The sequence below is a fragment of the Paenibacillus sp. JNUCC32 genome (genome assembly GCF_014863545.1).
GTDB classification, from domain to species: Bacteria; Bacillota; Bacilli; order Paenibacillales; family Paenibacillaceae; genus Paenibacillus_AQ; species Paenibacillus_AQ lautus_A.
In genome coordinates this window covers 5,223,142-5,241,868 of the sequence record NZ_CP062260.1, presented here as the reverse complement: position 1 = coordinate 5,241,868, position 18,727 = coordinate 5,223,142, and the positions used below count along the sequence as shown (strand labels likewise).

Here is an 18,727-nt window from a genome sequence, read left to right as displayed (position 1 = left end):
CCCTTCTATTATATTAAATATGTTCGGTACAACAACGATGATTGTCATGAATAAGGCCATGCTTGATTGCAGATGTTTCGCAGCGTCAATACATACGGCAAGCCATGAGAACAGACCACCAAAAGGGATGGTCTGTTTTCCCCATTCGTTCTGCCGAAGATTGCGGAACCGAGCCTACTGCATATCAGAAGAAAAGAAATGCCGCAAGCTTTTTGCGATTGATATAGCACGGCAATGACGAATGCTATAATAGCCTTAATTAGCCTGCGATCATTAAATACGCTGTTACATATAATCAGGGAGTGGAACTTTATGTTTGAAATGCCAGGATATCAAACATTGGACGTAATCCATACTAATGGAGACATTCAACTCTTTAGACTTTCGCGTTCTATCGACGGTTTGCGCGTCTTAGCCAAGACAACGCGCGATGCAGGTCCGGAATCGGCCATGGTGGCTGCTTTTCGATACGAGTATGACGTATTGAAGAAGCTGGATGGCCGTGGAGCCTTGGAAGCGTACAGTTTGGAGATGATCGCAGATCGGCCGGTTCTTATCCTGAAAGAGATGGCCGGGGTTACATTGGAACAGCTGCTGCGGGCATATTCTGACGTTCCGGAACTTCCGGATCTCCTGCGCATGGCTGTTGCCATAACCGATTGTCTTATTCGGATTCATCGAGAGAATATGACGCTGAACGAAATCACGCCCTCTCATCTGATGGTCAATCCCCGCACCTATGAAGTGAAGCTGATCGATATCCGTATGTGTTCAACCGAAGCGGGCAAAAGCCCGTTGTCTTCCTTAAGCCGGCCGGATGCGTTTCTTCCTTATATATCGCCCGAACAGACACGCAGAACGGGAATGACGCCGGATTACCGATCCGATTTTTATTCCCTCGGGATCATATTATACGAGTGGTTGTCCGGTACGTTACCCTTTGAACATATCGACCCTGTAAATACGGTATACCGCCATCTTGCCGGCACCCCTGAGCCTCTGCACCGCAAATTCCCCTTCATCCCCAAAATAGTGTCCGATATTATACAGAAATGCATGGAGAAGATGCCCGACGATAGGTATGTCAGCGCATTCGGTATTCAAACGGACCTTGAGGAGTGTTTCAATCGGCTTCAGGTTACAGGCGAGGTGGAACCATTCCGACTTGGAAGCCGGGATATACCGGAACGATGGGTGGAATCGGCCCAATTCTACGGACGGCAAGCCGAGCTGCAGATGCTGAAGGATGCCGTGCGGAGGGCGGCTAACGGGTCTGTTGTGCTGGTTGGCGTTAGCGGTACGGAGGGGATAGGAAAAACTTCTTTTCTCATGGAAGCTCTGGAACAGGCTGCATCTATGGACTATTTCTTCATCAGGGGCAAGTTCGGCACCCATCAGACGGCTCAGCCTTACGATATTTGGATTCAGGTGATCCGTAAACTGATTCGTCAACTGCTGACCGAGGGCAAACTGCAGGCCGAAGTATGGAAACTGCGGATTCTTCAAGCGGTTGAGGATTACGGGAAAATTCTGATTGAACGGGTTCCCGAGCTGGAACTGCTGATAGGCCAACAGCCGCCTGTTCAACCGCTGCCGCCCGTGGAAGCCCAGGAACGGTTTCATCTGATCATGAACCGATTTATCCAGTTGTTCCTTCGTCCGAACTGTCCCCTGGTTCTATTTCTTGACGATCTTCAATGGGCGGACGAAGCATCTCTTCGATATCTGGAATTTCTTCTGGACGACAGAGCAACCAAGCATTTGCTGGTTGCATTGGCTTACCGTGATCAAGATGCCGACCCGATCCGTCGATTAGAAAACCGTTTGACTCATGATCGTATAATACGGAATCGTATCGACCTGCAGCCGCTTGCCTTGGAGGATATAAACCAGCTGTTAAAGGATGTCATGCGTCATAAAGATGGCGATGTAGAGGAGCTGGCTGTTGCCTTGCTTAGGAAGACAGACGGCAACCCCTTCTTTCTCAAGCAGTTTCTTGGAGATTTAATTGCCCATGGCCATGTGTTCTTTGATCCATCGAGCAAAAGCTGGTCATGGGATTTGCCGTTTATTGCCGAAATGAACATTCCCGATAATGCGGTCTCCTATCTGACGGATCGATTGCAAGTAATGCCACCATCCACAAAGATTGTGGTCGGCTATGCTTCATTTCTCGGAAGCCGATTTGATCTGGAAACCCTCTCCATTATATCCGGGCTCCACATAACGAAACTGGCGAAGGAACTGGAGATGGCAGAAAGGATGTCATTGGTGCAGCTCATCAACGACGGTAGCCGAAGCTCCTATAAATTTCAACACGACCGCATCCAGCAGGTGGCTTACACGCTTGTTCCGGAAGAAGAACGCTCGGAATTGCATTGGAGCATCGGCTTGCTCTTCCTTGACCGAATGAATCTCGGTCAGGGAGAAGGTACGGAGGCTTTATTTGAAGCTGTTAATCATATGAACCTTGCCGGGGAGGGGAACCGTCAACCTGAACAGAGAACAAGGATGGCGGAGCTGAACCTTAGGGCAGGCTTGAAGGCAAAAGAATCGACCGCCTATGAGACTGCTCTGCGATATATGCGCCTTGCAACGGCTTATTTGGAGGCGGACGGGGATAACTGGGGGACAAATTATGAGCTCGCTTTTCAGGCTAACCGGGAACGAGCCGAATTGGAATATTTATGTGCCCATTTCCAGCTCGCCCACGACTTGTTCCAATCTTTGATGGAGAAGGCGGTTACCCCTTTGGACAAAGCATCGGTTTGTGTACTGAAGATGCATCTGAAGGCAAGTCAGGACCATTATGGGGAAGTGATCTCGTTAGGTCAAGATGCCTTAAGGCTGCTGCAAGTTGATTTTCCGTCTGATTTCGGTTCATTCGGATTGACTCTCCAGTGGTTACGGCTAAAGCGGAAATTAGGCAAGTATTCGATGAAAGAACTGGATCAATTGCCTCCCATGACGGATGCGTCCCGGCAGCTGGCCATATCCGCGTTGGTTCATATGAGCAATGCCTCGTTCTATGTCAATCGGAAGGGATGGCTTTCTTATACTCTAACGATCGTCGATATGACGCTGCGTTACGGCATGACCCCGGAGGCCTCCATCGGGTTTATGGGCTACGCCCTGTTCATGTATTATCGCTTTCGTCATGAAGAGGCATTTAAATGGGGAATGCTCGCATATCGCTTGTCGAAACCATACCCGCAGCTGCATGTGAGAACGCTGACCGCATTTACTTTGTGTTCCGATAGTTGGCGGCGATACGACCCGGCTCTACTCGGGGTATTTACCGAGAAGGCAGGCAAGATCGGGTTAGAATCCGGCGACTTGTGGCAAGGGAATCAAAGCGTGCTGATCAATTGTGGTTCCCTCTTACAGTTTGGTCATCCGTTAGGTGAGATATATGACCGGCTAATCGCAAGCTCAGGGAATATCTTAAGACATCATAATCATCTTCATTCCAAGCAGCTTAAAGTATTTATTGCGCTTCTCATTCGGTTGACGGGCGTTCGATCACCTGATGATCCCTTCGATACCGGGCAGATTACGGATGCGGAGTTTGCCGAGTCGGTTCACGGGGATTCATTCCATGTGATCGAAGAGTTAGTATGCATTTACCGATATTTGCCGGGGTATCTGTTTGGCGAGTATCGGGAAGCGAATGAAGCGTTAGCGAGGTCAGCCGTTATCTTGGAAAAGCGGAAAACGGCTGGTGATCCGATTCTTCAATACTATTACGAGTCGCTGGTATGGGCAAAGCTTTACGAAGAAGCGCCGATGGAAGTGCAGAACGATTATATGGGGAAATTGCGCAAGCGGCTAAGCAAAATGAAAGAATACGCCATTCGCTGCCCAGAAAATTATCAGCATAAATATTTGTTGATGAAAGCGGAGATATTTCGGTTGATGCGGAGGAACCGTCAAGCCGAGGAGTTATACGAGCAATCGATAGAGGCTGCCCGCCAATATGGACATATTCACGATATGGCGATGGCGGCGGAGTGTTACGGCAAATATGGCTTGCGTCAAGGCAAGCCGCGTCTGGCCAGAATATATATGGCGGAGGCTTATGAAGCTTACGTGCAGTGGGGGGCTTTGGCGAAGGCTGCGGTCCTTAAGCAGGAGCACCCTCATCTGCTGCAATTGAGGCCCGAGTCTGGATTGGAACGCGTGGATACGCTCTCGGTCATGATGTCCGCACAGGCTTTATCGGGTGAAATGGAGATGAGCCGGCTGTTGGATTCGCTGATGCGAATTATGCTGCACAATGCGGGCGCGGAGTATGGAGCGGTTATTTTCGACGATGAGGGCAAATGGACAATTGAGGCTTGGGGCACATCAGCGGATATCCGGATCGAGTCCGTGCCGTTGGGGGAGGAATCCGAAATCGTACCTGCCCCCATTGTCGGTTATGCAGCCAGAACGCAAGAGGTCATTGTTCTCCATGACGCGTCGAATGAAGGAATGTTTGTACGCAATACGTATGTCAGGAACAATGGGTTAAAATCAGTGCTGTGTCTACCGATTATCCATCAGAATCAACTGACTTGCGTTCTATATATGGAGAATAAATTATCGCGCAGCATATTTACGCCCCAGCGGCTCGATATATTGAAATTGCTAGGCTCTCAATGCGCAATTTCGATTAAAAATGCCAAGCTGTATACCGGGATTCAATATTTGAAGGAAAATCTGGAGCTTCAAGTGGAAGAGCGAACGCGAAGTCTGGAGCGATCGATGAGGGAAACATCGGCCGCGCAGGCTGAGGCCTCAGTCTATGAGGAACGGAATCGTATCGCGCAAGAGATTCATGATATTGTTGGGCATACGCTTACTTCGACGATTCTGCAGATTGAAGCAGGCAAAAGGCTGCTTCATAAGGATATGCAAGCCGGAGTTCAGCGGCTGAACGAGGCACAAGATTTGGTGCGCCACAGCCTCAATGAAATCCGGGGCTCGGTACACATGTTAAGGGAGGACAAGTATGCCCATCTTCCCAATATGCTTCAGGGATTAATCCGGGATACGGAGCGAAACGCTGGAGTTACCATCCATGCGTCTATCCATGATCTGCCCGAATGGTTGTCTACAGCATGTAAGAAGACGATCTATCATGCGCTGCAGGAGGGATTAACTAACGGAATACGACATGGTGGAAGCAAGGTGTTCCATTTTAATCTGATGCTCGTGGGGTCGGAGCTTGAGTTCAGGCTTCAAGACCAAGGTATCGGGGCTCGCACAATCGTTAATGGTTTTGGACTGAAAACAATGAGAGAACGCGTTGAACAATTGGGAGGCAGCTTGACGGTGGATTCCAGACCTGGTCAAGGGTGTCTGCTTCGGATTAATTTGCCTTACCAAAAGCAATGGATTGGGGAAAAGGAATGGAAAAAATCACGATTGTAGTGGCTGACGACCAGCTGTTAACACGCGAAGGGCTACGGACGATACTGGATCTGGAAGACGACATGGAGGTTGTAGGGGTAGCCAAGAACGGGGAAGAAGCTTGTGAATTGGCGGATGCCCTCCAACCAAAACTTGTACTGCTCGATATTCAAATGCCCGTCATGGATGGAATCCAAGCGCTGAAGCATATAAAACAGAGCCATCCGGATATCTTTATTCTTATTTTAACTACGTTCATTGAGACGGATTACATCGTAGAAGGAATGGCGCACGGAGCGAACGGATACATGTTAAAGGATATGGATGCGGATAAAATGATTGCATCGATTCGGGATACGATTGCGGGACAGTTCATTCTTCCTGCTCCGGTTGCTGCTAAATTGGCGGCAAGAATGAGCAGAATGTCAGAAGGGCATTCTGGTATGCTAAGAAATCGGTTGGATCGAATCCGGTTGACCGAAAGGGAAGAAGAACTGGCAAGACTGATGGTCCAAGGGTTGAACAACCGGGAAATCGCAGATATGCTGCATATTGCGGAAGGCACAGCCCGTAATTACATTAGCAATCTCTATAGTAAATTGGAGGTTGTCGATCGGGCACAGGCTATCGTCCGGCTTCAGGCGATGTTGTGAACGGGTGCGACGAACGAAATGACCCAGGATCTGCTGATCTGTGCAGGATGGACGGTCATCTCCATCGTTGCAGCTGCCGCGGTGTACAGCCGTAAACGATTCGATCGATAGCGCTGGCTGTCGTCGGTACCGGCCATTAGGTTCAATTAAAAAGGTCTTTCCCAAAGCGAACCGGGGAAGACCTTCTTGCCGTTCAAACTTCCCTCAACCGGATCCGGCGACCGCAATGCCGCTGAAGGAGACCGGACCGCTGAGCAGCAGTGAATTTTCGCCGGGGGAGACTATATAGAGAGTATACCGGATCCATCCTTGGTTAACGACCGCGGCGGGAGGGAAATCACCGGCCGTCAGGGAGATGGGAAACATATTGAACGAGAGGTTCCCGGGATCGACGAGCTGCTCGTAAATGATCGTTCCGGAACCCGGCGTTCCGCTGCCGTCTCGCTCAATCAATAGAGTCATGGAGGAAGGCGCTGCCTCGGTTGTGGCCGGACGTAACAAGGATACCGTGCCGGACAGCCATACGCGCACGTCCGTGACGTTGACCGTTCCAAGCGCCGGGATGGTTTGAAGTCCGATATCTCCGATAAGGAGCGGCTCGGAAATATCGATGGGTTCACTATCGCTGGCCCGCATCGGCATATGGACGGATAGACGCATGTCCAACAATTGAATCGGCATGGAGAGAAAACACCTCCTTTTAGGATAGTATATGATCCGCTTCATGGAAGGTGTGCCAATCTGCAAGTGTTCGGTCCATCTGCGGCCGTCCGGTGGCCAAGTCCATAGAAAAGGCAGCCTCCTGGGCCGGGAAGGGCCAAGGGGCTGCCGAGAGCATGATTATTCGAATGTGATAAGCCCCGTGGTATGAAGCAGCACCAGAAATACGAGAACCGGCGCAATATAACGGAGCATGAACAGCCATACCCGGAACCAGCCTGCTTTCAGACCAGCGGCATCTGCCGCCTTCTTCCAGAAGTATCCCGCGAAGATGGTGGTGATCAGCCCCCCGACCGGAAGCAGGATGTTGGATGTGATGAAATCCAGCCAATCAAAGAAATTTTTGCCGCCGATATCGGTAAGTCCTGGCACGATGCCGAATGACAACGCGGAGGGTAAGCCGACCAGCAGAACCAGTGCGCTGATAACCACAACGGCTTTGGTGCGTCCCCAATGCCAGCGGTCCATGACATACGAGGTCGGAACCTCCAGCAAGGAGACCGCGGAGGTTAAAGCGGCGATGGCTAGAAGGACGAAGAACAATCCTCCGAAAAAAGCACCCAGCGGCATGGCCGAGAAGGCAGCCGGCAAGGCAATGAAGACAAGGGAAGGGCCGGCATTCGGCTCGATCCCGAACGAAGCGGTTGTCGGGAATATGATAAGCCCGGCAATAAATGCATAGATCAGGTCGCCTGCGCCGATGGCGAGGGTAGCCGGACCAAGGGATTGCCGCTTATCGACATAAGCCCCGTAGGTCAACAGAATTCCCATCCCAAGCGAGAGGGAGAAGAAGGCATGTCCCAGCGCGACGAGTGCCGCTTCCGGGCTCAGCTTCGAGAAGTCAGGATTCAAGAAGAACGATACCCCTGCTCCGGCCCCTGGCAAGGTTACAGCACGGATCATTAACACAATTAACAGAATGATCAGTCCCGGGATCAGGACCTTGTTGAATTTTTCGATTCCGCCGGAGATGCCTTTGGCCACTACCCATCCTGTGATCGCAATAGCGACAATCTGCCAAATGATCGGCATGTAGCCTTCGGTAAACGCGGTGAATTGACCGCCGAAATCGGTATTGCTGTACAGATTGCCGCTAAACGACATGACGGCATAATGAAGCGTCCAGCCTGCCACAATGACATAGAAGGTCAGGATGAGAAACGGCGCGATAACCTGGAGCAATCCAAGCTGTCCGAAGACTTTCGGTCCGCCCGCTTTAACGAAGGAAGTCGCGGCACTCCCGCGGCCGGCTCGTCCGATGGCAAGCTCCGCCAGCAGGACGGGCAAACCGATCACGATGAGACAGATAATGAAGAGCAGGAAGAAAGCTGCGCCGCCGTGCTCTCCCGTAATGTACGGGAACTTCCACATGTTTCCGAGGCCGACAGAGCTCCCGATCGCGGCCAGGATGAATCCAGCAGAGGAAAAACGATCGCTTTTCCCCGGTGAAGCTGGGTTGTTAAGCTGAGATTTCATAGATGTTCCCCCAGTTGTTTAAAGTTAAGTTCCTCTATTATATTTCATGTGCTGCCAGAAAGGCATAAGCAATTTTTCCTAAGGGATGAAGACCTGCATTTGTATTATGCTGCGAACACCAAGTTTTCAATACTAACATTAACCACGATTTGTAAATAAATAAACCTTAAACACCAAGTTTAAGGAAAGGAAGGGACTTTCGATAGGAAAATAATCACAAATGCGCCTGACGGCAATGAAGGTTGGCAGGGGTTGACAAATACCTCTAAATAATATATCTTTATATTAAGATAAATAAACAAACAAATAACGGAAAAGAGGGATATCATGATCCAAAGCTTAACCCGGATTAACGAATTGGCACAAAAACAGCGGGAAGGAGTGCTCACTGCTGCGGAAAGAGCCGAACAGCAAGTTTTGCGCACGGAATACCTGCGCGAAATTCGCGGACAGGTGCTGAGCACCTTTTCGGGATTAAGCATCGTGGATCCCGCCGGTAATGACGTGACGCCTGAGAAACTTCGCAATGAGCAAAAGAACTGGAAAATCGAATAGCCATGACGATGTAAATGCTTTTACACAGCATGGTGAACATAGTGGAACAAGAAGAAGGATCGCCATGACATGGCGATCCTTCTTCTTTTATTTTTCTAACACCAAATATAAGTGGCGCCCTCTATCCAAACCGCTCCGTCTTATACCACTTGGATTCCCTGCCCGTAATCTTGTCCACGATCATGGAGTAAAACGCCTTAATGGAGATGACGAGGAACAGCTGAGCGTAGGTGAAGTACGACACGCAGGATAGAATGAAGTTGCGCGTGGTGCTTTGGCCGATGTCCGTTGCGAGCGCCAGGTTAATCTGCAGGACGTAGATGTAATACATTAAGGCCCAGGCAATGACGAGATACATGTAGACATCCCCTTCAAACCGGAAAGGGGAGACGACGGCTGGATTAAACAGCGCGATGATCTGATACACGATATTGGCGATAAATATAATATCCGAGATGATGATGGCAATCATAAACCAGAAGTAACTGGCCGCGTAATACAGCACATGCAGCTTAATCCGCCAGCTGCTCCGGTCGAACAGATGATGAATATTATCCGTGACGACGCTGTAGTTGCCTTTGGCCCAGCGTTCGCGCTGCTTCATGTACACCTTCAGATCCTCGGGCTCCTGCTGATAAGCTTCGGCTTGGGGAGCCAGGGCAATCAGCTGCCCTCTCGTCAGGATCTCGAACGAAATCGCGGTATCTTCGGTGATCGCATGCTCATCCCATCCGCCGATGTCCTGAATGAGCGCGGTTTTCACGATAAAGTTCGTGCCGGGAATGGTACCCAGCTTAAATAGCTGCCATAACCCGGTATGATGCACGCGCTGAATGGTCACCAGCTCCAGATTGATGCAGCGGGACAGGAAATTCTGCCCGCGGTTTCGGGCCTTGTTGCGTCCGAAGACGGCCCCGTAGCGTTCGGGCTGCTCCATCGCCTTCTGCGTGAGGAACAACAGCGCATTTTTCTCGGGAGCGGCGTCCGCGTCGTAGACACAGATCCATTCGCCGGTTGCCTGCTTGAGCGCGTCGTTCAAAGCGCCCGATTTGCCGCCGGTTCCCGTTCTCTCCAGGATCAGAAAGTCGCGGTCCCGGTAACGCTCATTCGCTTTCAGCGCTTGTAACCGCTCGGCCGTATGATCCTTGCAATTGTCGGCGATGACAATCAGCTGCATTTTGTGGTGAGGGTAATTCATCTGCAAAATGTGCTCGACCGTTGCCTGGATGACCAATTCCTCATTGTGCGCGGGCACCATGACCGTCACGGTGGGATAATCCTCCAAATTGCCGGGATTCACCAGCTTCTGCCGGCTTTGTTTATGAATGAACACGATGGCGCCGGCCATGATAATAATCGACTCCAGTACGGCAATCCATATGCTGATGATGGAGATAACAAGGAAAAAGTCAGTCACTAAACTTCCCCCGATCGTACTTTCGTTTGATTTTCGAACGGAAGCTTAAGGTTGCGATCGTCAGTATCATGATGGCGGTGGAGAACACGATGCTGACCCCGATGCATAGAGGGATAAACCAATGGGTATACGACATCGGCTGCAAGCCTCCTTTTTCAAGGTGATGATAACTTCGTTAAATATATTCACCGATGAGGTCGGTCTCGGTATTACGTTCTAAAGCGGAGATGACATCATCGATATGTTCGTATCGGCTGAACTGCTCTTTCTGGAATACGAGGCCGCCGGCTCTTACCACTAGCTTGAGGGACATGCCTTTTTTATCCCGGAAGGGGACGTTCATCATGGCGACTTTGATGCGGTCCATGAGGCTTTTGAGGTATTCCGGCTTGGTGAGCGGACATAGAATGATAAACCGCCCTTCGCCGATGGAGAACTTATAGTCTTCGTAACGGATCTGCTTCTGAATCGTATTGGACAATTCCACAATCAGCCTGGCAAAGCGGTGGGAGCCGACGTTTTCTCTGGTCAGGGGGAGGAAATCGAGCTTGAACATCATAATGCAGAATCCGTATTGATCGGAGTACCGGTTTGCCAGATTTGCTTGTTTCACCAGCGTGCTTTCAAAAGCCTCCTTGCTGCCGAGCGAGGTATCGATGTCGATGTCCGGGTTGGTTTTCCTCAGTTGCTCGAGACGGCGGATAAATCTTCGGCTTCGCACGAGGGCCAGCTTAATGAAGACGGCAATGGCGGTATTGGCGGGCAGCAGCAAAATCCAGGACAGCGTAAGCGCGTGGATTGGAGCCAGCGTGGACAACCAGACGAAATACGTGACCAAATACACAAAAACGGCAACCGTCGAAACGCCGACCGGCAGAAAGAACCCGATAAGTAAAGCGGCCAGCGAGCCGGCGCTAAACATAAATTCCATGAAAGTAAAACTTTGGTTTACATGGATGTGCCAAAATAATAACGCCTGCTGGACGATGGCAAGAGCAATCAGCAGAAAATAACCGAATTCGACGCGACGTAAAGGGGTGGATTTTTTCATGTGTTTCCCTACTTTCTAAGCTCTTAAACCTTTTACGTTTGTGGTGAGGTCATCCCATATGTTATTTAAAAATTACCCAAATGTCGATAGATTTATCGTACCTTGTCCACAATGTTCATATTGGATCGCGAACGCAGCGTTTGTTGACCCTCAAACTCTCCGATAAACTGCCCCTTTTAGAGATCGGGATCTATAGGATAGAGTAGGATTAGGGCGTCTTGATGTCACAGACGGTAGTGTTCATCTGTCTTATATGTGGTGTAGCTTACTGCCGACAATATACAGAGTAAGAAGGTGTGCCTGATGTTATGGGATCAAATCTATATCGAATACAAGCCGATGATGTTCGGCCTGGCTTACCGGATGCTGGGGAGTGCGGCGGATGCCGAGGACATCGTGCAGGATGTTTTTTCCCAATTCGTGCAGATGGATCGGGGAGAGGTGATAAACGAGAAGGCATATTTGGCCAAAATGACAACGAACCGCTGCATCAACCTGCTGAAATCGTCCAGGCGCCAGCGCGAAACGTATACCGGCCCCTGGCTGCCGGAGCCGATGCTGGATTATGACATGATAAAGCGGTCCGATCCTGCGGAACGCCGCGAGAATATCGGCTATGCCTATCTGGTGCTGCTCCAACGCCTGACGCCGCTGGAGCGTGCCATCTATATCGCCAAGGATACGCTGGGTCTCGAATATCATGAAATCTCGGAGATGCTTGGAAAGACGGAGATCAGCTGCCGCAAGACCTTCAGCCGTGCCCAGCAAAAAATGGGCCGACATACGGAGAGGCCGGTGGGAGAAGGGACCCGTACGGAAAAGCAGGAACGCTTCGTTGAAGCCTTCCTGCGGGCGTCCGATTTGGGTAATTTTAAACCGCTGCTCTCTTTCCTGAAGGAAGAGGTTACGCTGCTGTCGGATGGCGGCGGCAAAGCAAAAGCAGCCATCAATCCGATACTGGGCGTGAAGCGGGTACGGGCTTTCTTCGAGGGATTGTCTGCCAAAGGCTCGTTTCGGGAAGGGTTTGAACCCGTCTCCATCAATGGGGAGCCCGGTGTATTGCTGAAGCGGGAAGGCAGGGTCTCCATGGTGCTTACGGCAGAGTGGGAACCCGATTTGTCCCGCATCAGCCGGATCTTTCTTGTGGTCAATCCGGATAAATTGCAGCTGTTTAATCAAAACAGCCCGGGAACAGCCCTGTAGCAACGCCGATCCGGTTCCAGGCATTGATGGTCGTAATCGCCATGACCAGATCGACGAATTGCTTCTCGTCAAAATGCTTGCGCACGCGTTCGTATACCTCGGCGGGAACGCCGGCTTCGGACAGCTTGGTCACGCACTCCGTCAATTCGATGACGGCCCGTTCCTCATCGGAATAGATCGGCACTTCGCGCCACATTGGCAGAAGAAGGAGGCGGTCCACGCTCTCGCCCATGGAGAGCAGATCCTTCGAATGCATATCCACGCAGAAGGAGCAGCCGTTGATCTGGGACGCCCGGAGCTTAATGATCTCGTACAGCTTATGATCCAGTCCGCTTTTTTGGGCCGCTTGCTCCAGGGCTAGCAGGGTTTTGAAGGCTTCGGGATTGGCCGACCGGTAATTCATTCGCAGTTCCATGTTCAGTTCCCCTTTACGTTTGATGGTTGATGTTCACCAATATGACAGTCTGCCGCCCAGAATTGTGACATGTGAACGAAAAAAAAGAAGAAACCCTTCATTGATGGGGTACGAAAGATACGAAAGGGGCAGCATTTCTTGGCAGAAATGCTGCTCCGGGTAACGTTTTCGTCCTCTGCATGGGGTTTCTTTATCGTTTATAACGCTGTATAGGTTTATTTTCCGGTTTTGAGCGGAATGCGCAGGACGTCGTCCCGCTTATGGGTGGTATAGTTCCAAATATAAACCTCGAGCTCGGTCTTGTCGAAATTCTTATACACGTCCATATGTTTATTGCTGTCATCGCCGAGCAGGCCGATGATGGCCGGCATGCCATAGTTCCGATCTTCGCCGTCCAGATAATAAGTCTGGTTGACGCCGCCGAACGCCGGGTCGGAGCTCAAGGATTCCACATAGAGGTTGTGGTCCTTCATGTAATAGGTCCACGTGATCGGATAGCCGGCGATGCTGGACGTTAAGGTCTGATGCTCAGCCGAAATATCGGTCAAGCGGATCGGATTCTTATCTCCGGCGAATTCATCGACGCGGTGCTTGGCGACCAGAGACACGGGGCGGTTCGCCAGAGAGGCTGCATCCAGTCCGGTCATTTCAAAGCGCAGCTCCGTTTTCTTGGACTGGCCGGGCACATGCCACATGCTTCCGCTTAACAGCGTTCCGCCTACGTCCAGCTGATAGTCCATGTATGGAAAACGGGCATGCTTTTCCTTATGGGTCAGGATCAGCCGGACTTGGGTTGGCGTCACGATCATTTCATGGATCTTCGATTCGCCAGGCACCTGATCTACAGGGATATTCAGCACGTCCTTCCATGTGCCGTTGGCCATTTGTTTCTTGGATAGAGCCATATTCAAGCTCCAGGTATCATCGACGCTTTGCAGCGTGCGATCATAAGCCAACTGGAATGTCGTACCTTCCGCACGCAGGGAATCGGACTTGAATATTTGCTGGCTCAGGTATTCTCCGGTGGCTGCCGGAGTTCCGAAAGTAGAAGGTTTAACCTCCTTAATCATCTCATTCTTGTCATCGGCTGCTTGAATTCGCACCCAGCTTCTGCTGTTCATTTCAGGGTCCGTAAATCTAATGGCCGATTGAAGCAGGACATTGCCTTCGGCCTGCTCGAAGGACTGCAGGGTCACGCTGTCAATGCCATCCTTTTGAATGGGGAATACCTGCGTATTCGGGTTTTGAGGGTCGTAAGGAATGGACTGTTTTCCATCGCCGGTAAAACGAATATTCTCCATCGCAAACTCGATATCCGCGATCTGGCCCTCAGCAACCCAATCGGTCTCGAAATACCCCTGGAATACGCCTAACTCCTCGCTCCACTGATGCGAATAATGACCCTCGACGGAATGGCCTTCCTTATCTTTAAGCCCGATTCGATCAAAAGCGATTTGTTCGCCGGCCCGCTTCGAGCCAGGATCCAGGCTGTAGAGCAGGAACGTGCGGTTCTCATCGATAAACGCCGTGTGCACCGTTAGCGTGATGCCATCCTTCGTAACGGATTTCTCAATTGCCTGGCCAAGCCCTTGTTCTAACGCAGTCTGGATCCCGGCCTTGTAAGACAGAAGATGGGACCAGTCATAATTCAAGGCTGCATAGACCGGCGTAGCCATCAGGGCGACGGATATCCCGGTAATGATCGCAATTCGCTTTCGCTTACGCGGACGAAGCGGAGTCGATTCCCCTCCGGCCACCTTCAATTCGTCCTGCTGTATGCTGCTCCACATCCGGTCAAAATCAGGATAAGACACGTTATTCGCTGTGTTCATCTGATTTTTCAGAGTATTCTCAAAACGTTCCAAATTGTTTCTCCCCCTTCAGCCAAAAGCCGTTATGATGCTCGAGCTTTTTGCGCATGATTTTCAATGCTTTGTGAAGCCTTGATTTAACCGTTCCTACAGGGATCTTCAACGTTTCGGCAATTTCCGCCATCGACAGCTCGCCAATATAGCGGAGCGTGACCACGGCCATCAGCTTGTCCGGGAGCTGCCGCAGCAGGCTCTCCCATTCCGCCGCCGCTGCTTTTTCCAATACGATGGTGTCCACGGATTTAACCGATGCCGCGGTCTGCTCGTGGAGCCAAGCGACCTGGCTTTGCTTTTCCCGCTGGGTCTGATTCCTTCTAAGCAGGTTCAGGCAGTGATTCATCGCGATGCGCATGATCCAGGCGCGTGTATGTTCTACGCTTCTCCAATCCTGGCGAAATACGGTGACGAATACGTCGTGGCAGAGATCTTCCGCATCTTGGGCGTTCCGCAGCATGTAGTAGCAGGTACGGTACACGTCCTTGTTGTATGAATCGAATAACTCGCGTTCCGTCAATCCAAGGCACTCCTTTCTTTGCGTTATGTCTAATAAACAAATGACCCTTGGAAAGGGTTCATATTTTTTTGCGGAGGTGGCCTTATAACGAAGGCGGAGACATTTTCTTATATTTTCGGATTGACTTCATTCTAACAAAAAAGAACATCTGCCCATCGTATAAAACGTAGGGCAGATGTTCTATGGATATCTGTAAGATAGGGTGCCGCTGACAGGCTCGTTAGAACCGTCGATTAAGCATATTACAGAGGGTTATCACTAGATCGCTGGCGGCTTAAGCTATGCGGAACCAGCTGATCTGCACCTCGCCTTTCATGAATAGGAAGACGTCGGCCCGTCCTGCTAACCCCGTCAGATCGGCCTGAACCGTCGTCCAGGCCTGGCGCCCTCCGGTCGGCAGGACCCTGCAGCTTCCGGCTGCGGGGCCATCCGGGCTGCCGGTCGTAACGACGATGTCGCCGCCCTTGATATGTCCGCTCACCCTGGCCTCGAACGTGGCCGGAGAATCGCCGAGATCGGCGTCATGGAAGGCGATCCATCCCGAGTCGCCGATTAAACGGATGCTTTCGCCGCCTTCGCGGCATTCATCGAGGAAGACACCCTGGTAGTCGTCATAATTCACTGCTCGAACAGGCTCCCGCAGCGTGCGTGGCGGGATCGTTTCTCCTTCGACTTGAAGGACTGCGGTGACCGGCAGCCGGCCGGAGGATGGTCCAGCCATGAGCGTATAGGTCCCGCTTTCCACGCAGTAACGCTCCCGGGTGACATCCCAGAAGGCCAGATCCTCGGCTTTGAGCTGAAAGGTTACCGTTTCCGAAGCGCCTGGAGCCAGATGAACGCGGCGGAAGCCCTTCAACGTTTTGAGAGGACGAATGACGCGGGAGGAGTCAGCCTTCACATACAGCTGAACCACCTCATCCCCGGCCAGCTGGCTCTCGTTCCTAACCGCAACGGTGACGGTTACGCTGCCTTCGGCCGTGATCTGCGGACGGCTAAGCGATAGACCGCTGTATTGGAAGCGGGAATAGCTGAGGCCGTGACCGAACGGGTACAGTACATCCCCCTCGAAATATTGATAGGTCCGCCTCCCTTTGATAATGTCGTAATCCATGATGTCCGGAAGCTGTTCGGTTGACTTATACCACGTCATGTTTAAGCGGCCGCCCGGATTATAATCTCCGTACAGAACGTCGGCCACCGCGTGGCCCAGCTCCTGCCCGGCGTGAGACGTAAAGAGGATGGCCGGCACATGCTCCTGTTCCCAGTTCACCGCGAACGGATACCCGCCTACGATGACCACCACCGTATGGGGATTAGCTTCGAACACCGCCTGTATCAAGGCCTGCTGTGCAGGCGGAAGGGTGATGTCGGGTCGGTCGATCGTTTCCTTGCCGTTAATGAACGGGCTGTTTCCCACGAAGACGATGGCGGTTTCAGCCGATGCTGCCGCTGCAGCGGCTTCAGCGATGCCGTCCTTTACCGTTTCGATGGTAAACGGCGTTCCCGTTTCCTCGATGCCGCCAACAACAAGCCGGCCATGCTCATCGAGCAGGATCGGTTTGCCTTCCCAGTTTTTCATCAGGAAGCTTCCATCCGGCAACGCTTCGAAGCCGAAAGCCTCCTTCACGAACCAGCCGCGAGCTTCGTCGGCCGCTGCTTGCAGTCCCGTCTCCGTTTCGGTTACGAATTTGCCGCTGCCGACCAGGCGGAGCGTGACAGAGCCCCAGCCCCAGTCGTTTCGCTCGAATACGGCGGCATCGGCGGATGCTGACGTGCCTGCAAACAGGATGCCCTGCTCCTCGGAAGACAGGGCGACATACGTGCCGCTGACGGCAGAACGAAGGCGCACCTGATCCAATCCCGTATGGAATTGAACGTTGCGGTCTCCCGCTTTGGCCTGCACGCCCTGAAGCGGCGTAATCCGGTAGGGAGGCGTGCCGCTGTACCAATCCGTGAACGCTTCGTTGGCGAGCGGTCCGATCACGGCCGCGGATTTGAACGGATCACGCGGAAGGGGCAGCAAACCGTCATTCTTCAGCAGCACAATCGACTCACGGGCGGCTCGAAGAGATAATTCGGCATGCTCCGGCGCGCAGAGCTTCGTCTCCGGTACGCGGCTGTAGGGATTCCGCTCCTCCGGGTCGAATTCGCCAAGGCGGAAGCGGACGCGGAAGGTATTGCGGAGGGCATGGTCCAGATGCTGCTCCTCAAGCAATCCTTGCTCCAAAGCATCGCGGAGAGCGCGGAAGGAGATGTCCTGATCGTCGGTGATGCTGTCGATTCCGGCTTTGACGGAACCCGCAACGGCCTCTGCGTAGGAAGCGACATAATGATGGTCCATGACGGTACCCAGCACGTCACCCGCGTCCCCTACGACGAATCCGTCCATGCCCCATTCCTGCTTGACGATATCGTTCACTTCATGGTTCAGGTTGCACGGCGTGCCGTTGATGCCGTTATACGCGGTCATCATGGAACCGGCTTTCCCTTCCCGGAACGGAGCCTCGAAAGCCTTCAGATAATATTCGCGCTTGTTCCTCGGATCGATGCTTACCGAGGCGCTGCCGCGGTCGGCTTCATTGTTATTGCCGTAGAAGTGCTTCAGGGTAGCTACCGTTTTGTAGTAGAAGGGATGGTCTCCCTGCATGCCCTTCACCAGCCCGGTGGATAGCTCCCCGGTCAGGTGCGGGTCTTCCCCGTAGGCTTCTTCCGTTCGTCCCCACCGGGGATCGCGTTCCAGATCCACTGTCGGCGACCAGATGGTGAGTCCGTTGATGGCCCGGTCGCGCTGGTAATAGACCCGGGCTTCCTCTGCGATGACCGAGCCGATTTCACGCATCAGCCCGGGATTCCACGTGCACGCAAGTCCGGTGTTTTGCGGAAAGACGGTCGCTTCGCCAAGCCATGCCACGCCGTGTGCGCCTTCGGTGCCATGCTTATATTTTTGCACGCCGAGACGGGGGATTTCCGTCTGGTATTGGCACATTAATTCGATTTTTTCGTCCAAGGTCAATCGGGATACCAGATCGTGAACCCGCTCTTCCAGCGGCAGATCCGGATCCTGGAACGGATATTTCATGAGCAAAACCTCATTTCTAAGCAGAGTTGGAATGGAAACGCTCTCAGATATACATGCAAAAAGTGTGCGTTCCCCTTAAACCGTTAATCCAACTCCATCATAGCGCGCAAGGCGGAGTCATGATACACCGAGAATTAGCGCAGTTTTCATGTGGAAATTTCGAATGTTTGCCCAACCTCTGCATGCTTGAAGGGAGGTCGTTAATCAGACGGCAGTATCATTTCAGGAGAGAATTCGTTTTTCTAGAGCGGGTAATGGAATCATGTGGTGATCACGAATCCTTGGGTGCTGGCGTGTAAATGAAATTCATGAAAGGGGCCATGAGAATAAGAAACCTCTGTTTAGATACGGGTTAGAGTACTGCTGTTGACTCCGTGTT

13 protein-coding genes are annotated in these 18,727 nt (G+C 51.9%); 4 read left to right on the top strand and 9 right to left on the bottom strand.

All coding sequences use genetic code 11. The annotated features are described in order from the left end of the window. The first annotated feature begins 312 nt into the window (after nt 1-312). The gene (locus JNUCC32_RS23220) at nt 313-5,415 is read left to right on the top strand and encodes an AAA family ATPase (protein ID WP_192569983.1); all 5,103 of its coding nucleotides are present in this window, start codon (nt 313-315) and stop codon (nt 5,413-5,415) included. Further along, nucleotides 5,394-6,047, top strand: a complete 654-nt coding sequence (locus tag JNUCC32_RS23215) for a response regulator (RefSeq protein ID WP_096774829.1) — start codon at nt 5,394-5,396, stop codon at nt 6,045-6,047. The genes JNUCC32_RS23220 and JNUCC32_RS23215 overlap by 22 nt, the downstream gene beginning before the upstream one ends. A 204-nt stretch (nt 6,048-6,251) precedes the next feature. Here the strand turns inward: JNUCC32_RS23215 and JNUCC32_RS23205 are convergent, their stop codons facing one another. Both JNUCC32_RS23205 and JNUCC32_RS23200 read right to left on the bottom strand, forming a co-directional pair. Further along, nucleotides 6,252-6,728: a hypothetical protein gene (locus tag JNUCC32_RS23205; RefSeq protein ID WP_192569981.1), complete on the bottom strand. Its 477-nt coding sequence runs from the start codon at nt 6,726-6,728 to the stop codon at nt 6,252-6,254. A 159-nt stretch (nt 6,729-6,887) separates the two neighbouring features. Beyond that, complete coding sequence (locus JNUCC32_RS23200) at nt 6,888-8,243, bottom strand: sodium-dependent transporter (RefSeq protein WP_192569980.1); 1,356 nt, start codon at nt 8,241-8,243, stop codon at nt 6,888-6,890. Nucleotides 8,244-8,570: 327 nt separating this feature from the next. Between JNUCC32_RS23200 and JNUCC32_RS23195 the strand changes: the two genes are divergently transcribed. Beyond that, complete coding sequence (locus JNUCC32_RS23195) at nt 8,571-8,798, top strand: DUF896 domain-containing protein (protein ID WP_012818607.1); 228 nt, start codon at nt 8,571-8,573, stop codon at nt 8,796-8,798. A gap of 121 nt (nt 8,799-8,919) precedes the next feature. On the opposite strand, the gene JNUCC32_RS23190 is transcribed toward JNUCC32_RS23195, so the two are convergent. From JNUCC32_RS23190 to JNUCC32_RS23180, 3 genes are read right to left on the bottom strand one after another with little or no spacing between them, the layout of a single operon-like run. Continuing rightward, complete coding sequence (locus tag JNUCC32_RS23190; RefSeq protein WP_192569979.1) at nt 8,920-10,215, bottom strand: glycosyltransferase family 2 protein; 1,296 nt, start codon at nt 10,213-10,215, stop codon at nt 8,920-8,922. Further along, nucleotides 10,208-10,351 (bottom strand): hypothetical protein, encoded by a 144-nt coding sequence (locus JNUCC32_RS23185; RefSeq protein WP_176502464.1) that lies wholly within the window; start codon nt 10,349-10,351, stop codon nt 10,208-10,210. The genes JNUCC32_RS23190 and JNUCC32_RS23185 overlap by 8 nt, the downstream gene beginning before the upstream one ends. Before the next feature lie 39 nt (nt 10,352-10,390). Beyond that, nucleotides 10,391-11,266, bottom strand: a complete 876-nt coding sequence (locus JNUCC32_RS23180) for a GGDEF domain-containing protein (protein WP_012818610.1) — start codon at nt 11,264-11,266, stop codon at nt 10,391-10,393. Between the two features lie 303 nt (nt 11,267-11,569). On the opposite strand from JNUCC32_RS23180, the gene JNUCC32_RS23175 reads away from it, so the two are divergent. Beyond that, a complete protein-coding gene (locus tag JNUCC32_RS23175; RefSeq protein WP_192569978.1) occupies nt 11,570-12,469 on the top strand; it encodes a sigma-70 family RNA polymerase sigma factor in 900 nt (299 codons plus the stop codon). Here the strand turns inward: JNUCC32_RS23175 and JNUCC32_RS23170 are convergent. From JNUCC32_RS23170 to JNUCC32_RS23155, 4 genes are all read right to left on the bottom strand, one after another. Beyond that, nucleotides 12,438-12,884, bottom strand: coding sequence for a carboxymuconolactone decarboxylase family protein (locus tag JNUCC32_RS23170; RefSeq protein WP_009593821.1), 447 nt, complete (start codon nt 12,882-12,884; stop codon nt 12,438-12,440). The genes JNUCC32_RS23175 and JNUCC32_RS23170 overlap by 32 nt on opposite strands. A gap of 215 nt (nt 12,885-13,099) precedes the next feature. Continuing rightward, nucleotides 13,100-14,749 (bottom strand): DUF4179 domain-containing protein, encoded by a 1,650-nt coding sequence (locus JNUCC32_RS23165; protein WP_192569977.1) that lies wholly within the window; start codon nt 14,747-14,749, stop codon nt 13,100-13,102. Next, on the bottom strand, nt 14,736-15,269 hold the full coding sequence (locus JNUCC32_RS23160) for an RNA polymerase sigma factor (protein ID WP_036664778.1): 534 nt from the start codon (nt 15,267-15,269) through the stop codon (nt 14,736-14,738). Before JNUCC32_RS23160 ends, JNUCC32_RS23165 begins: the two co-directional genes overlap by 14 nt. Before the next feature lie 274 nt (nt 15,270-15,543). Continuing rightward, nucleotides 15,544-18,348 (bottom strand): glycoside hydrolase family 3 protein, encoded by a 2,805-nt coding sequence (locus JNUCC32_RS23155; RefSeq protein WP_192569976.1) that lies wholly within the window; start codon nt 18,346-18,348, stop codon nt 15,544-15,546. Nucleotides 18,349-18,727 lie beyond the last annotated feature (379 nt).

Coding starts and splice junctions, on each gene's coding strand:
- JNUCC32_RS23215 (WP_096774829.1), top strand. CDS start 5,394: ATGGAAAAAATCACGATTGTAGTGGCTGACGACCAGCTGTTAACACGC.
- JNUCC32_RS23155 (WP_192569976.1), bottom strand. CDS start 18,348: ATGAAATATCCGTTCCAGGATCCGGATCTGCCGCTGGAAGAGCGGGTT.
- JNUCC32_RS23195 (WP_012818607.1), top strand. CDS start 8,571: ATGATCCAAAGCTTAACCCGGATTAACGAATTGGCACAAAAACAGCGG.
- JNUCC32_RS23200 (WP_192569980.1), bottom strand. CDS start 8,243: ATGAAATCTCAGCTTAACAACCCAGCTTCACCGGGGAAAAGCGATCGT.
- JNUCC32_RS23185 (WP_176502464.1), bottom strand. CDS start 10,351: ATGTCGTATACCCATTGGTTTATCCCTCTATGCATCGGGGTCAGCATC.
- JNUCC32_RS23175 (WP_192569978.1), top strand. CDS start 11,570: ATGTTATGGGATCAAATCTATATCGAATACAAGCCGATGATGTTCGGC.
- JNUCC32_RS23180 (WP_012818610.1), bottom strand. CDS start 11,266: ATGAAAAAATCCACCCCTTTACGTCGCGTCGAATTCGGTTATTTTCTG.
- JNUCC32_RS23220 (WP_192569983.1), top strand. CDS start 313: ATGTTTGAAATGCCAGGATATCAAACATTGGACGTAATCCATACTAAT.
- JNUCC32_RS23170 (WP_009593821.1), bottom strand. CDS start 12,884: ATGGAACTGCGAATGAATTACCGGTCGGCCAATCCCGAAGCCTTCAAA.
- JNUCC32_RS23205 (WP_192569981.1), bottom strand. CDS start 6,728: ATGCCGATTCAATTGTTGGACATGCGTCTATCCGTCCATATGCCGATG.